Source organism: Enterococcus ureasiticus (genome assembly GCF_001730285.1).
In the GTDB taxonomy this organism is placed as follows: Bacteria; Bacillota; Bacilli; order Lactobacillales; family Enterococcaceae; genus Enterococcus_L; species Enterococcus_L ureasiticus.
Map to the genome: position 1 here is coordinate 168,606 of NZ_MIJZ01000015.1, position 14,132 is coordinate 182,737.

Annotated in this window: 16 protein-coding genes and 1 other annotated feature; all 16 genes read right to left on the reverse strand. The window is 38.3% G+C overall.

Annotated elements, in window-relative coordinates; translation table 11 throughout:
* Nucleotides 1-91: 91 nt before the first annotated feature.
* The gene (gene purR / locus BCR21_RS13395) at nt 92-919 is read right to left on the reverse strand and encodes a pur operon repressor (protein ID WP_084013317.1); all 828 of its coding nucleotides are present in this window, start codon (nt 917-919) and stop codon (nt 92-94) included.
* Between the two features lie 268 nt (nt 920-1,187).
* Nucleotides 1,188-2,024, reverse strand: coding sequence for a metal ABC transporter permease (locus BCR21_RS13400; protein WP_069646971.1), 837 nt, complete (start codon nt 2,022-2,024; stop codon nt 1,188-1,190).
* Nucleotides 1,997-2,677 (reverse strand): metal ABC transporter ATP-binding protein, encoded by a 681-nt coding sequence (locus tag BCR21_RS13405; protein WP_069646972.1) that lies wholly within the window; start codon nt 2,675-2,677, stop codon nt 1,997-1,999. Before BCR21_RS13405 ends, BCR21_RS13400 begins: the two co-directional genes overlap by 28 nt.
* Nucleotides 2,678-2,753: 76 nt before the next feature.
* Nucleotides 2,754-3,722: a metal ABC transporter substrate-binding protein gene (locus BCR21_RS13410; RefSeq protein WP_069646973.1), complete on the reverse strand. Its 969-nt coding sequence runs from the start codon at nt 3,720-3,722 to the stop codon at nt 2,754-2,756.
* 241 nt (nt 3,723-3,963) lie between these two features.
* Nucleotides 3,964-4,815: a 4-(cytidine 5'-diphospho)-2-C-methyl-D-erythritol kinase gene (ispE, locus tag BCR21_RS13415; RefSeq protein ID WP_069646974.1), complete on the reverse strand. Its 852-nt coding sequence runs from the start codon at nt 4,813-4,815 to the stop codon at nt 3,964-3,966.
* 271 nt (nt 4,816-5,086) lie between these two features.
* On the reverse strand, nt 5,087-5,332 hold the full coding sequence (locus BCR21_RS13420) for a Veg family protein (RefSeq protein WP_010761984.1): 246 nt from the start codon (nt 5,330-5,332) through the stop codon (nt 5,087-5,089).
* A 133-nt stretch (nt 5,333-5,465) separates the two neighbouring features.
* Complete coding sequence (locus tag BCR21_RS13425) at nt 5,466-6,026, reverse strand: sigma-70 family RNA polymerase sigma factor (RefSeq protein ID WP_069646975.1); 561 nt, start codon at nt 6,024-6,026, stop codon at nt 5,466-5,468.
* A gap of 87 nt (nt 6,027-6,113) precedes the next feature.
* Nucleotides 6,114-6,644: an NYN domain-containing protein gene (locus BCR21_RS13430; protein ID WP_069646976.1), complete on the reverse strand. Its 531-nt coding sequence runs from the start codon at nt 6,642-6,644 to the stop codon at nt 6,114-6,116.
* A gap of 84 nt (nt 6,645-6,728) precedes the next feature.
* Nucleotides 6,729-7,577: a 23S rRNA (guanosine(2251)-2'-O)-methyltransferase RlmB gene (gene rlmB / locus BCR21_RS13435; RefSeq protein WP_420809831.1), complete on the reverse strand. Its 849-nt coding sequence runs from the start codon at nt 7,575-7,577 to the stop codon at nt 6,729-6,731.
* Entirely contained in the window at nt 7,558-7,956 is a 399-nt protein-coding gene (locus BCR21_RS13440) for a Mini-ribonuclease 3 (protein ID WP_069646978.1), read from the reverse strand. The genes rlmB and BCR21_RS13440 overlap by 20 nt, the downstream gene beginning before the upstream one ends.
* Nucleotides 7,953-9,365: a cysteine--tRNA ligase gene (cysS, locus tag BCR21_RS13445; RefSeq protein ID WP_069646979.1), complete on the reverse strand. Its 1,413-nt coding sequence runs from the start codon at nt 9,363-9,365 to the stop codon at nt 7,953-7,955. Before cysS ends, BCR21_RS13440 begins: the two co-directional genes overlap by 4 nt.
* Entirely contained in the window at nt 9,349-9,897 is a 549-nt protein-coding gene (gene epsC, locus BCR21_RS13450; RefSeq protein WP_069646980.1) for a serine O-acetyltransferase EpsC, read from the reverse strand. Before epsC ends, cysS begins: the two co-directional genes overlap by 17 nt.
* 163 nt (nt 9,898-10,060) lie before the next feature.
* Nucleotides 10,061-10,261: a binding site (T-box leader), on the reverse strand.
* Between the two features lies 1 nt (nt 10,262).
* A complete protein-coding gene (gltX, locus tag BCR21_RS13455; RefSeq protein WP_069646981.1) occupies nt 10,263-11,720 on the reverse strand; it encodes a glutamate--tRNA ligase in 1,458 nt (485 codons plus the stop codon).
* A gap of 15 nt (nt 11,721-11,735) precedes the next feature.
* A complete protein-coding gene (gene ispF / locus BCR21_RS13460; RefSeq protein ID WP_069646982.1) occupies nt 11,736-12,209 on the reverse strand; it encodes a 2-C-methyl-D-erythritol 2,4-cyclodiphosphate synthase in 474 nt (157 codons plus the stop codon).
* A gap of 8 nt (nt 12,210-12,217) precedes the next feature.
* Nucleotides 12,218-12,943, reverse strand: coding sequence for a 2-C-methyl-D-erythritol 4-phosphate cytidylyltransferase (gene ispD, locus BCR21_RS13465; protein ID WP_069646983.1), 726 nt, complete (start codon nt 12,941-12,943; stop codon nt 12,218-12,220).
* Complete coding sequence (locus tag BCR21_RS13470) at nt 12,930-14,072, reverse strand: PIN/TRAM domain-containing protein (protein ID WP_069646984.1); 1,143 nt, start codon at nt 14,070-14,072, stop codon at nt 12,930-12,932. The genes ispD and BCR21_RS13470 overlap by 14 nt, the downstream gene beginning before the upstream one ends.
* Nucleotides 14,073-14,132: the final 60 nt, after the last annotated feature.

Genomic DNA, 14,132 nt, shown 5'->3' on the forward strand with positions numbered 1-14,132 from the left:
ATTTCGTTAAATAAAAGTGGTTCTATTTTATCTCTAAAATTAAAACGAGTGAGACAAAACTGAAATCAGTTTTGTCTCACTCGTTTAGTCTTTATTCATCAAAATAATTCCCAGGAACGACATTGATCGTTTTCGTTCTTGTATCCACATCTTCCACATAAAGTAATGACGTGTAATCTTCAATCGCACGTTGCCCTTTAAATTTAGACTCCGCAAACACAGTGATCCCAACAAGTTCCGCCTCAAATTCTTCGATCAGGCTCTTCATTCCGTTAACGGTTCCGCCGCCTTTCATGAAGTCATCCACGACTAACACTCTTGAACCACGTTTTAAACTGCGTTTTGATAATTCCATTTTTTCGATGCGTTCAGATGATCCAGAAACATAATTTACACTGACCGTTGAGCCTTCAGTTATCTTCGAATCACGACGAACGATTACAAACGGAACATTCAAGTAATACGAAACAGCCTGTGCGATTGGCACACCTTTTGTCGCAACAGTCATAACAGCATCGATTTTTTCCCCTAAATATTTAGAAGCAATAATTCTCCCAACTTGGCGCAATAATTCTGGCTGTCCTAACAAATCAGAAAGATACACATATCCTCCTGGCAACAGACGATCTTGTTCTGATAAACGTTCACACAAAGCCATAACCAATTCTTTTGATTCCTCATAAGGAATTTCTGGGATAAACCGAACCCCACCGGCCGCTCCTGGAATTGTTTCAAGAATCCCTGTACCTCTTTGTTTGAATGTTTTTTTGATGATCGCTAAATCCTCACTGATCGATGATTTGGCTGATTTATAGCGCTGTGCAAAATGGGTCAAAGAAACCAATGTATGTGGATGATCCAACAAATACTGTGTCATATCAATCAATCGTTCGCTTCTCCGAATTTTAGAATCTGTCACTTCTTCTCCTCTTTCCTTTAAGGTTTATTATCCACTAGAATAATTACTATCCCTTATTTTTTATAGGTTCGTTATTCATTATTTTTTCAATAGGTAAAATAAATGATACTCCCTTACAATCTATCGTTCCCTATTATAGGGTGTTTTGCAAAAAAAATCGAGCATTTTTTGAAAAAAACGAAAAATAGTTCGCAATTTAAGAAACAAAAAAGAAGATAAAGGACAAAACTTTCGTTTTTCCCTCTATCTTCCACTGCATTCTACCTGTTTATCGCTGACTCATTTTCTTATTTCTCTGCATCGTCACCACTACTTTACGAACAACACTTACAAGAATAAATAAGGCGATAAAAATCAATGTGATGCTGGCACTTGGCGGCGTTTCTAAATAATAAGACCCCGTCAATCCTGTTAGCATGCCTATCAATCCCATGATGACACTAATGATAATCACCGTGTTGAACCCTTTACCGATTCGCATACCAATCGCAGCTGGTAAGACCATGATCGCCGAGATCAATAATGCTCCAGCAATCGGGATCATCACCGCAATCGCCACACCTGTTATCACGTTGAATAACATCGACATCCAGTGAATCGGTAATCCGTCTACATGCGCTGTGTCTTCATCAAAAGTCAACACATACATTGGACGTTTGAATAAAACAAATAAAATCACCAATACTACAAACAGAACCGCCAAAATAACGACCTGCTGCCATGTAATCGTCACGATCGAACCAAACAGATACGACTGAATACTAGCTGCTGAATTCCCTCCGCTGAGATTCATCAGAACCAGAGCTAAAGCAAGTCCACCTGACATCAAAATCGCAATCGAGATTTCTGAGTACGTACTGTAAATCATTCGTAGATATTCTAAAATAATTGCGGCAATGATCACGACAACTAGCGTCATAATATCTGGATTCCAATTTAAGAAAAATCCTAGTGCAACTCCGGCGAGTGATACATGAGAAAGAGTATCCGCCATTAAAGATTGTCTTCGAATCACGAGAAACACACCTAACATCGGCGCAATTACTGAAATAAAGGTTGCCGCTAAAAAGGCTTTTCTCATGAACTCATATGAAAGCATCTCCATTGTGAATCCTCCTTTCGAACCAAACGAATTTGTCGATCGGCATACGATTTGATATCTTCATGATCGTGTGTGATCATCAAAATCGCTTTGCCATGATCATGCGCATTATGCCGTAAAAGGCGGTAAAACTCATTTCTAGACGTTTCATCCATCCCTGTTGTTGGTTCATCTAAAATAAATAAATCAGGGTCTGTCGCAAAAATACGAGCCAAACTGATGCGTTGCTTCTGTCCACCAGAAAGTTCACCGATCCGTTTATGGCGCATATCCCACATCCCAACTGCTTTGAGTGCCTTTTCCACATGTTGATGATCTCTTTTAGTTAAAGGTTTAAACCAACGATTGCGTGGAAAACGTCCTGAACGAACCAATTCGATCACCGTACTTGGAAACCCAGCATTAAATGAGGCAACTTGCTGAGGAATATACCCAATACTCAGTTTTTCGCCCACAGTATTTTCTTTAGCGATCGTAATCGTACCTTTTGTTGGTTTCAATAGGCCTAAGCTACTCTTGATCAATGTCGATTTCGCTGCACCATTTTCACCAGTGAGAATGACAAATTCACCTGGGTCAACATAATATGAAACATCTTCTAAGACTGGCTCATCATCATAATAAAACGTGAGGTCTTTGACTTCTAGATAATGCATGACTCTACTCCTTCTTAAACCTTATAAACTGCTTAAATCGGGAGAAAAAACTGTACGTCTTTTATCCCGATTCTTTTTACTTAATACTTTTCTTCAACGCTTCAAGATTGGCTTTCATCACTGAAATGTAATCTTCCCCTTGATCTTGTTCTTTTTGGGTAATACTTTCTAACGGATTAAGAACCGCTAATTCTACATTTGTTTCACGTGCCAATGTTTCAGCAACTTTTGATGAAGCAGACGTTTCAAAATAGATTACTGAGACATTATGCTCTTTAATGTATTTTTTCAACTCTGCTAAACGACTTGGTGACGGTTCTTGATCGGGCGAAATTCCCGCAATTGATTCTTGTGTCAAACCGTATTGTTTTGCTAAGTAACCGAACGCTGCATGTTGCGTTACAAATGTTTTGTTTTTAGCATTCGTAAATGCTTCTTTATATTCTGTATCTAATTCTTTTAATTTTTCAATATAAGCTGTGGCATTTTTCTCAAATGTCTCTTTTTTATCTGGGTATTTTTTAACTAAGGCATCACGAATTGCTTCAACTTCTTTTTGTGCTAAAACTGGATCTAACCAAACATGAGGATCTAATTCGTGATCATGATCATGCTCGTCATGGTCAGCTTCTTCGCCATCATGATCGTGCTCATGAGCCGCACCTTCCATTAAATCGATCGAACCTGCTGCTTCCACAACAGCAACTTTTTTCTCGTCAACATTTTCCAGAACATCTTTGACCCACGTCTCTAATTCATGGCTGTTATATACAAACACATCTGCATCTGTGATTTTGGCGATATCTTTGGCACTTGGTTCATAATCATGAGGCTCTGTTCCGGCTGGGATCAATAATTGAACATCTCCAGCATCACCTACCACATTTTTAGCGAAATCGTACATTGGGTAAAAAGTTGTCACGACTTTTATTGTATCACTTTTCCCAGATTTATCTTGCTCTTTTGTTTGCCCACAGGCAGTTAGTGTAAACATTACTGCTGTTAAAAGGAATCCTACAATATATTTCCAGCTGTTTTTTCTCATCTCTTTTATCCCCATTTCGATTTGTCTTGTTCAAATCGTAATATTTACGATTTGGTAGCAAGAACTAATTTACCAGAAGGAAAAGAGAACGTCAAGAGAAAACAGAAAAAAAATTAAAATTGGAAATATGCACCATCAAAAGCAAATGCATCTTTCTTTTTTCCCCCTCTTATAACTAACGAAAAACCACTCGATTGAGTGGTTTTTCGTTAGGAACAATATCCAATATTTTCTTTTTCGTTTACTTCAACGTCCGCACAATATACACTTCATCACAAAAGCCTTTTAAACCATTATAAATCCGTTGTGCCCGTGTCTTCTTCTCGCATAGAGCAAAAACAGTTGGACCACTACCGCTCATTAGCGCTGCATCTGCTCCGTATTTCATCATGCGGTCTTTGATTTGCTGAATCACAGGATGACGTTTGATTGTTACACCTTCTAAAGCATTACCGATTTTTTCTGCCATCAACTGATAGTCATCTGTTTCGATGGCCTGCTTTAGACCACAAATATCAGGATGCTCTACGCTGTTGAATGATAGACTACCAAAAATCGTACTCGTAGAGACACTCATTTTTGGCTTCACTAAAACAACCCAACATTGCGGCATCGATGGTAAAAACTCGACCTTTTCACCACGTCCACTGACAAAAGCCGTACCGCCATGAACACAATAAGGAACATCTGAGCCGATCTTACTACCTAGTTCAGCAAGTTCTTCTAATGATAAGCCTAAGTTCCATAAACGATTTAGTCCTCGTAACGCAGCGGCACAATCACTACTGCCGCCAGCTAAACCAGCTGCTACAGGTATTCTTTTTTCTATATAAATTTTAACTCCCTGCGTAAGATTAAACGTGCTCTTCAGCAATTCTGCCGCCTGATATACATGATTTCTTCTATCTACGGGTAAAAAGGAGCTATCTGTTTCGATCACTATTTCATTTTTCGGCAATAACTCAAAGGTCAACCGATCTGCTAAATCTACACTAGCCATGATCATCTCTAACTCGTGATAACCATCATTTCTTTTATAGAGAGCATCCAACCCCAGATTAATTTTTGCGGGCGCTTTTTCTATGATTTCCATTCTTTTTCACCTATCTAATCCCATTACCTGACCAACTTCACAATCTTTTAAATTCTAACATATGTTACTAGATATGTATATAATTGATAAAAACTTGCTTTATTTACCTAACACTTCACAAAAAAAGCACTGTGAAGCACTTCGACATCGAAGAATCCACAGTATAATTATCATACTTTATTTTTTAGGGATCAAGCAATCTCTTTTTATCAAAAAAGCAGAGCTAAAGCGTTTTCGCTTTAGCTCTGCTTTTAAAAATCAATTTTTGTCTTTAGACTGCTTCACTGACAAATTCAATCTCTACTGTGCGTGTTAGCACATCAGAATAACTATAAGAAACTCGTTCAAATGAGTTTTCATCTGGATCTAAATCTACAACGAAGACAGATGGATACGTTTCTGTTAAAATACCGTTACGTTCAGTTTGACGCTTTCTGCCGGTTTGAGCAACTAATGTGATTTTGCTGCCGATACGACATTCTAGATCTTTTTTAATTGACGCTAAAGTTGTTGGCATTGCATTCACCTCAAACTCCATTGTACCACATATTAATAAAAATAACAAGTTTACCATAGCAGAAAATGAATTGCAACTAATTATAATTTATAAATGAATAATTATTTGATGTGAAAAGTTTTAAAGTTCTCATTTAATCATAAATAATCGCTTTCAATTTCTTTTTTGCTCGATCATAGGCACTTCTAACGGTTATTTCACGGTTATCAGTGTCTTTGGCAATCTCTTCCAATTCCTTGCCACTCATATATTCTTCAAAGGTAATTCGTTCAAACGGGGACAATACGGTCGGCAACTGCTCCAGTTTTTCTCGAATGATCATCTGCTCTAATACGTTGGTATCTTCCGTTCCTATGTAATCAAAAAAAGATTCCCCTTGCTTTTCTATTTTTTGATCTAATGAAACAGACTGTGCATCAATCGTCCGTTTAAGCGCACATTGTTTTCTGACCAAACTACGAATATGGTTTTCAAAGTTTGACTTAAAAAATGTCCCTATCGAAACGCTATGCCCTTCTTCATATTTTTCCAAGGAACGATGAAAAATGATTCGGCCTTCCTGTAGCCAGTCTTCTCGATCAAAATCCTTTAGATAATACTTTTTTCGAAACTTATGCACCACTGGATGATATTTTCGATACAAACGGTCAAATGCTAATGGGTCTCCTTTTAAAATCTCTTCATACTTATTCATCAACAACATTCTCCTTCCAAGCATTCTACCAAAATGCTTGAAAAAAGCGTAACACTTTCTTTAAAAAAAGCGGAGAAAAATATATAATTAATCTTTCTTTTTGGATAATTCGTCCAACTTTTCGGACAATTTTGACAATTGCTCTAGATTCCATGGAGAATTTCGTCGGAAATCCTGAAAATGGATATCTGTTGCATGAACTGCAATCGTGCGCTCTGTTTTTTGAACATTTTTATACAGCTCTTTCGCAGACGCTCGCAATGCTCCTTTTGAAAAAACCAGCCATTGTTCTGCCAGATCGCTCGTTGCGACCGTTACTTGAGTCAGGCGATCATTTTTTTCTCCTGCAATCCGCTCAATATAACTATCTGCTGTCTCCTCTTCTTTGGTGAAGACTACCGTTAAATGATACTTTTTATACGTTTGCTGAATTCCTGGAACCAATTGTGCATCAAAAACTACGATCACTTCTAAATCCTCATATTTTGCATAGTTGGATAAACGCTGCAATAAAACTTCTCTGGCGTCTTCAAGTTTATTTTGATTCTTCAGCTGAACCAGCTCTGGCCAAGATCCGATCATATTATAACCATCAACGATCAATAACTGTTTTTTCATTTTGCTTTGTCACCTTCTTTATAATGATGCTGAGATAGAAGCTCACGTTCAAAACCGCTTCTATCTCGCCACTAATTTAAATTTCTAAAGAGGATTTCGTCCACGGTAAGCTTCATACATCAACAAACCAGCTGCAACACCTGCATTCAAACTTTGAACATGTCCGCTCATTGGGATTGTCAATAATTCATCCACTTCTTTGTGTAGTCCTTGACTCATCCCACGACCTTCATTACCAATAATCAAAGCGATCGAGCCTTGAGTATTCCATTTACGGTAATCAGTGCCTTTCATATCCGTTCCGAATATCCAGAAACTATTTTCTTTAAGCGTGGCAATACTTTGCGTTAAATTCGTTACACGAGCAACTGGAATATATTCAACTGCTCCAGTTGAGGCTTTTGTCACGACCGGTGTAATGCCAACTGCACGGTGTTTAGGAATAATGATTCCATCCACGCCTGTTGCATCTGCTGTTCTCAATATCGACCCAAAGTTATGAGGATCTTCTAAGCTATCCAAAATCAAGAAAAATGGTGTCTCTGTCTTTTCTTTCGTCCGATCAAGTAATTCTTCCAACGTTAAGTATTCATACGCTGTAATCGCCAATACGATTCCCTGATGAACACCGTGATTTGTCATTGTATCTAATTTTTGTTTTGGGACCCATTTAACAGGTACAGCATTTTCTTTTGCTAATAATTTTAAGTGTTCAACTTTTTCACTTTTACTATCCTCTTGAAGAAATAATTTATTTCCACGACCTTGCTGAATCGCTTCGATAGTTGCATGATTTCCAAAAACAAAGTTGTCTTCGATCTCTTCTTGTGAAACCTCACGCTCTTTTCTTACTGGCTCTTTTTTAAATGGCTGATTTTTTTGTGGTTTGTTTCCCTTAAAAGGGCGTTTTTTATCATTTCTCATTTTTTTCACCTATTTTCTTTATACACCAATCGATCAGTTCTTCCAAGCGTTCCGTTTGTTTAGTCAAGTGCAGATAGCCCATCAATGCTTCAAATCCAGTTGAAATTCGATACGTTGTGATATCAGCATTTTTAGCAGACGTGTGGCTTTTGGCATTGCGTCCGCGTTTGTACATTAGTTCTTCATTTTCTAAAAGTAATTTTTCTTCCAACATTTCTTGAATCAAAAAAGCTTGGGCTTTAGCTGAAACATAATTCGTCGCCATGCGGTGTAACGTGTTCGGTTTGGTTTGTCCTTGTTCCACTAAGTAATCACGGATATAAATCTCATAGATTGCATCTCCAACATAAGCCAAAGCTAAACCGTTTAATTGAGTATAATCTCTCATTCACTTCTTCTCCATCTTGTTCCTTGGGCTGTGTCTTCCAAGGTTATTCCTTTGTCTTTTAATAAATCACGAATCTCATCGCTACGGGCAAAGTCACGATTTGCACGGGCTTGATTGCGTTCTTCGATCAATTGGTCGATATCATCATCGAGCAACTCTTCTGATAAGAAGAAAATACCGAAAATGCCTAACCATTGTGTGAACTGTTCTAGCGCTTTTTCGATTACCACAACTGATACAGTCTCTTGCTCACTATATTGGTTCAGCCATTTAGCCATTTCGTAAACCACAGTGATTCCATTTGCTGCGTTAAAATCATCATCCATTTCAGTGGTGAAACGTATTTCTAAATCTGCTAATTCCTGCAGCTTTTGATTATCTTCGGTACGTTCTGCTACTGCATCAGATTTTCTAAAGGACACGTTCTCAAAAGCATTTTTTAATTTTTGTAGGTTGACGCCTGCTTCTTTCATCGTTGTTTCACTATAACGAATTGGGCGGCGATATTGTGTGGTTGCCATAAAGAAACGCAAGACTTGTGGATCAACTTGCTTCACTAATTCATGAACTGTTACAAAGTTCCCTAACGATTTGCTCATTTTTTCATCGTCTTCACCAATCGTAACAAAACCGTTGTGCATCCAGTAATTGGCAAATTTTTGACCTGTTTTCGCTTCACTTTGGGCAATTTCATTTTCATGATGGGGAAACTCTAAGTCTTGTCCGCCACCATGGATATCAATTGTATCACCTAAATGTTTGGTTGCCATCACAGAACACTCGATGTGCCAACCTGGGCGTCCCACGCCCCACGGAGAGTCCCAAGAAATTTCGCCTTCTTTGGCTCCTTTCCATAATGCGAAGTCTAACGGATCTTCTTTCAGCTCTTTTTCCATTCCAGTACGTTGACTAGCACCGACTTCTAATTCATCGATCGATTGATGACTAAGCTTGCCATACCCTTCAAATTTACGTGTTCGATAATAGACATCACCTTGTGATTCGTATGCATAACCTTTGTCGATCAATGTTTCGATAAAGGTTAAAATATCCGGCATATGATCCATTACACGAGGGTGTAGCGTTGCTGGTTTAACATTCAAGATATTTGTATCTTCTTCAAATGCATGGATAAAACGATCTGCAACTTCTGGTGCCGTAATCCCTAGATCTTTAGCCGCTCTGATGATTTTATCATCTACATCAGTAAAGTTTGACACATAATTCACTTCATATCCACGATATTCTAAGTAACGTCTGATCGTGTCAAAGGCCATCGAACTACGGGCATTGCCGATATGAATATAATTATAGACAGTCGGTCCGCAGACATACATCCGGACTTTTCCTTCCTCTATTGGTTGAAACACTTCTTTTTCTCTCGTTAATGTATTATAAATTTGAATCATACGCTACCTCCAATTTTTCTCCTTTGATTCTGACGACCTTTGCCGGGATTCCTACGGCTGTTGCATCGTCAGGAATATCTGTTAAAACAACAGCAGCAGCACCAATTTTTGCTCTTTCACCAATCGTAACTGGCCCCAATATTTGAGCATGTGCATGGATCATAGCCCCTTTTTTGACAGTTGGATGACGTTTCCCTGTATCCTTACCTGTTCCTCCTAAGGTCACACCATGAAATAACACGACATCTTCTTCTATTTCTGCTGTTTGACCGATCACCACACCCATTCCGTGATCAATAAAAACGCCAGGTGCGATCGTCGCTCCAGGATGGATCTCAATTCCTGTTAAGAATCGCCAAAACTGCGCATGGATCTTCGCTAATAAAAACAGTCGGTGTCTATATAAAAAATGGGAAAAACGATGCCAAAACAACGCATGTAATCCTGGATATGTAAGCAACGCTTCCAACGTCGAACGTGCTGCTGGATCATTGTTTTTGACTGCCCTAACAGCTCTTTTTAACCAACTCATATTCTTGCTCCTTTCATTTGATTTTAAATTCATGTAGCTCCGACGGAAAAAATAGGTTTATGACACATTTGATACCAGACAAATTTTATCTTTTTTCCGAATATCTAACCTGAAAAGCTAGATATTAAAACAAATAAGCGTCTTTTAAACGAAATAACTCCGTTTAAAAGACGCTTCTGCGTGGTTCCACTTTTTTTCACAGGTTTCCCTGCCTCAAAACAGATAACGGTTGTTGGCCGTTTTCAGCTACGTGTCGCTGAAACTATTCAAAGATGCATTTCAAAAAGGGCTGACAACTGTTTTCACCATCCACAGTCTCTCTAAAGACACGCGCTTTTTTACTTCTTCTTCTCTACATATTTCTATTATAAAACGTTATTTAAATGATCTAAAGCTTTTTCTTTCCCTAGCAGCTCGATCGTATCGCCTAATTCTGGTCCATGCATTTGTCCTGAAACAGCTACACGAATCGGCATAAATAGATTTTTACCTTTAACGCCTGTTTCTTTTTGAACCGCTTTGATTCCAGCTTTGATGCTTGGTACATCTACAACGTCCATCGCTTCTAATTGTGCTTTAAAAGCAGCTAAAACGGTAGGTACAGTTTCTCCAGCTAAGACTTCTTTGGCTGCATCATCTAAGACTGGATGTTCGTTGAAGAATAATTCAGAAACATTGACGATTTCAGCAGCATAGCTCATTTGTGGTTGGTACAAGCTAACAACTTTTTTCAACCATTCCAATTTTTCATCGCTTGGTTGAGCTTCAATTTTGCCTTCTGCTACTAGATAAGGAAGACACATCTCTGTTAAAACATCTAAGTCTAATTGTTTCATGTATTGGTTATTGACCCATTCAAGTTTCTTCCCATCAAACGCCGCTGGTGATTTGCTTAAACGTTCTGGATCAAAGATTTTGATCAATTCATCTTGTGAGAAGATTTCTTCTTCCCCGACTGGTGACCAACCTAATAATGCTGTAAAGTTGAACATTGCTTCTGGTAAATAGCCAAGTTCACGGTATTGTTCGATAAATTGTAAAATCGATTCGTCACGTTTACTTAATTTTTTACCTGTTTCAGAGTTGATGATCAACGTCATATGTCCAAATTCTGGTGCTTTCCAACCAAATGCTTCATAAACCATCAATTGCTTTGGTGTATTGGCAATATGATCGTCTCCACGTAGAACATGAGTGATTTTCATCATGTGATCATCTACTGCTACAGCAAAGTTATACGTTGGCATACCATCACGTTTTTGAATAACAAAGTCGCCGCCGATATTGTCTGATTCAAAAACGATTTCGCCTTTGACCATATCTTCAAATGTAAAAGAAGTGTTTCGTGGTACACGGAAACGAATAACAGGAACAAGTCCTTGTGCTTCTTTTTCTGCTTGCTCAGAAGGTGTCAAATTCGCACATTTACCAGAGTAATGCGGCATTTCGCTACGAGCACGTTGCGCATCTCTTTCAGCTTCTAATTCGTCTTCTGTACAATAACATTTATATGCGCGATTGCTTACCAACAGTTGATCGATCAAAGGTTGATAAATTTCGCCACGTTCTGACTGACGATAAGGACCGTATTCACCTGGTTTTTCAGGAGATTCATCCCAATCCATGCCTAACCATGCTAAGTTTTCCAACTGGCTTTTTTCGCCGTCTTCAATGTTTCTCTTTTGATCAGTATCTTCGATTCGGATAATAAATTCACCATCATTGTGGCGGGCAAATAAATAATTAAATAAAGCAGTTCTCGCATTTCCGATATGCAAGTGTCCAGTTGGACTTGGTGCGTAACGTACACGTACTTTTGTCATTGTGCATTCCTCTTTCTATTTTTCAAGTAAAGCGACCGCAATCGCTCCCATACCTTCTTCTTGACCAATGAAACCCATTTTTTCCATCGTAGTTGCTTTTAAATTGATTTGATTTGTTTCAATTTCACAGGCTTTGGCGATGTTTTCTTTCATTTGCTCTAAATAAGGTTTCATTTTTGGTTGTTCTGCTAAAATTGTACAATCAATGTTGCCAATAGTAAAGCCGCCAGCCAAAATTTTTTGATTTGCTTCATATAATAATTTCATTGAGTCCGCATCTTTAAACTCTGGATCTGTATCAGGAAATAAATGACCGATGTCTCCAAGTCCTGCAGCACCTAGTAGCGCATCCGTAATTGCATGTAGCAACACATCTGCATCAGAGTGCCCTAGCAGACCTTTTTCAAAAGGAAGTTCCACACCACCGATGATCAATTTACGTCCTTCTACCAATTGATGAACATCAAAACCTTGTCCAATTCGTATCATTTTTTCACCTAGCTTCTTTTTCGTTTCACAATCGCTTCACCGATCAGCATATCTTCTGGTGTAGTCAATTTGATATTTTCATAACTTCCCAATACCATTGAGACAGGTAAATTACTGTATTTTTCAATGAGTGATGCATCGTCTGTTCCTAAATAACCTTCTTGTTGGGCACAGACATGAACAGCTAGTAAATCCTCCCCGTAAAAAGCTTGCGGCGTTTGAATTTGCCATAATGTTTCACGTGGAACTGTCTCTTGTACAATACCCTCAATCACTCGTTTGATGGTATCTTTGACTGGAACACCTAAAATAGCCGCTCTCGTTTCTTGTACCTTTTGGTGTAATAATTTCAATTGTGTCAAGTTAACAAATGGTCTTGCGCCATCATGAACCATTACGATATTCTTTTGATTCAGCAACGCTTTTAAGCCATTATAAACACTGTATTGCCGTTCACAACCACCAGAGACGATTGTAATTGGACATTTTTTTTTCTTTGTTTCCTTTTTGACCATTGCCGCTAATAAATCTTGTTCATCTTCTTGCGTGACCAAAACGATGTGTTTACACGCAGGATCATTTAAAAATGTATTTAATGAATAAGAAATAACTGGTTTGCCGATTAAATGCAATAAAATCTTATTTCGGCTGGCGCCCATTCTCTTACCTTGTCCAGCAGCCAATAATATGACTTCATAATCCAGTGCTTTGTTTCTATTTTCAGCTTTTCCCATTGGCTTTATGTTCTTCTTTACTGTCGTCGATCCCACGACCTGAGTGAGCTGGTTTGGCAAAAATCATCCGGCCAGCTGCCGTCTGTAATGCACTTGTTACAACAACTTGAATATGTTCGTTCATGTAATGCTGTCCATCTTCAACTACAACCATTGTGCCATCATCTAAGTAAGCCACACCTTGCTGACGTTCTGTTCCGGCTTTTACAACCATCACATTCATCGTTTCACCTGGAATCACAACAGGTTTTACAGCATTTGCTAAAGCATTGATATTCAAAACAGGAACATTTTGAAACTCAGAGACTTTATTTAAGTTGTAATCATTTGTTACAACCACACCATCCAATAGTTTTGCTAACTTGATCAGTTTACTGTCGACTTCTGAAATATCTTCAAAGTCACCTTCATACATTTCAACCGAAATTCCATCTTCTTTTTGCAATGCATTCAAAATATCCAAACCACGACGTCCACGAACACGTTTTAAGCTATCGCCAGAATCGGCAATATATTGCAGCTCATACAACACAAAGTTAGGAATCAAAATAACCCCTTCTAAAAAACCGGTTTTAGCAATATCATAGATTCTACCGTCGATGATCACACTTGTATCTAAAATTTTGTACTTATGAAAATGATCTTCTACTCTACGATCTAAAACTTCTCCTTCACCTTCAGTTTGAACCTTTTTCTGCTTAGGAGTAAAAATTTTACGCCATTCATCAATTCGAGTCGTACCCATACGAAACCCAAGGTAGCCAAAAATGATCATGACTAGAATCGGTAAAACACTATTAACAAACGGGATATTCAAGTTATACATTGGAATCGAAATGATCACACCAATGACTAGACCAAGAATTGCACCAATACTCCCGAATAATAGATAAGTCAAACTCATTTCGTTTAATGCTGCTTCTACTTTTTTCACAACTGAAACAATATACTTTGCTAACCCTAACGATAAAATAAAGAAAATAAGTGCACCAATCAAACTGTTAGTAAAGTTATTGTTCAGCCATGTATTATCTGCCTGTTTCGCCATGTCCCAAGCCATCGGTAATAATGAGATACCTAAGCTTGCGCCTGCGACGACCATTAGCAGTGTGATAACACGTTTCTGCATAGATTCATCCTCCAATATAGTTATACTTAATTTAAAGATTGAAAGGAAGAGATCGCTCCT

Coding starts and splice junctions, on each gene's coding strand:
- BCR21_RS13410 (WP_069646973.1), bottom strand. CDS start 3,722: ATGAGAAAAAACAGCTGGAAATATATTGTAGGATTCCTTTTAACAGCA.
- BCR21_RS13420 (WP_010761984.1), bottom strand. CDS start 5,332: ATGCCAACAACTTTAGCGTCAATTAAAAAAGATCTAGAATGTCGTATC.
- BCR21_RS13440 (WP_069646978.1), bottom strand. CDS start 7,956: ATGAGAGATTATACTCAATTAAACGGTTTAGCTTTGGCTTATGTTGGA.
- cysS (WP_069646979.1), bottom strand. CDS start 9,365: ATGATTCAAATTTATAATACATTAACGAGAGAAAAAGAAGTGTTTCAA.
- ispD (WP_069646983.1), bottom strand. CDS start 12,943: ATGGGAAAAGCTGAAAATAGAAACAAAGCACTGGATTATGAAGTCATA.
- ispF (WP_069646982.1), bottom strand. CDS start 12,209: ATGATACGAATTGGACAAGGTTTTGATGTTCATCAATTGGTAGAAGGA.
- ispE (WP_069646974.1), bottom strand. CDS start 4,815: ATGGAAATCATAGAAAAAGCGCCCGCAAAAATTAATCTGGGGTTGGAT.
- BCR21_RS13425 (WP_069646975.1), bottom strand. CDS start 6,026: ATGAATAAGTATGAAGAGATTTTAAAAGGAGACCCATTAGCATTTGAC.
- BCR21_RS13470 (WP_069646984.1), bottom strand. CDS start 14,072: ATGCAGAAACGTGTTATCACACTGCTAATGGTCGTCGCAGGCGCAAGC.
- BCR21_RS13400 (WP_069646971.1), bottom strand. CDS start 2,024: ATGGAGATGCTTTCATATGAGTTCATGAGAAAAGCCTTTTTAGCGGCA.
- epsC (WP_069646980.1), bottom strand. CDS start 9,897: ATGAGTTGGTTAAAAAGAGCTGTTAGGGCAGTCAAAAACAATGATCCA.
- BCR21_RS13430 (WP_069646976.1), bottom strand. CDS start 6,644: ATGAAAAAACAGTTATTGATCGTTGATGGTTATAATATGATCGGATCT.
- BCR21_RS13405 (WP_069646972.1), bottom strand. CDS start 2,677: ATGCATTATCTAGAAGTCAAAGACCTCACGTTTTATTATGATGATGAG.
- gltX (WP_069646981.1), bottom strand. CDS start 11,720: ATGACAAAAGTACGTGTACGTTACGCACCAAGTCCAACTGGACACTTG.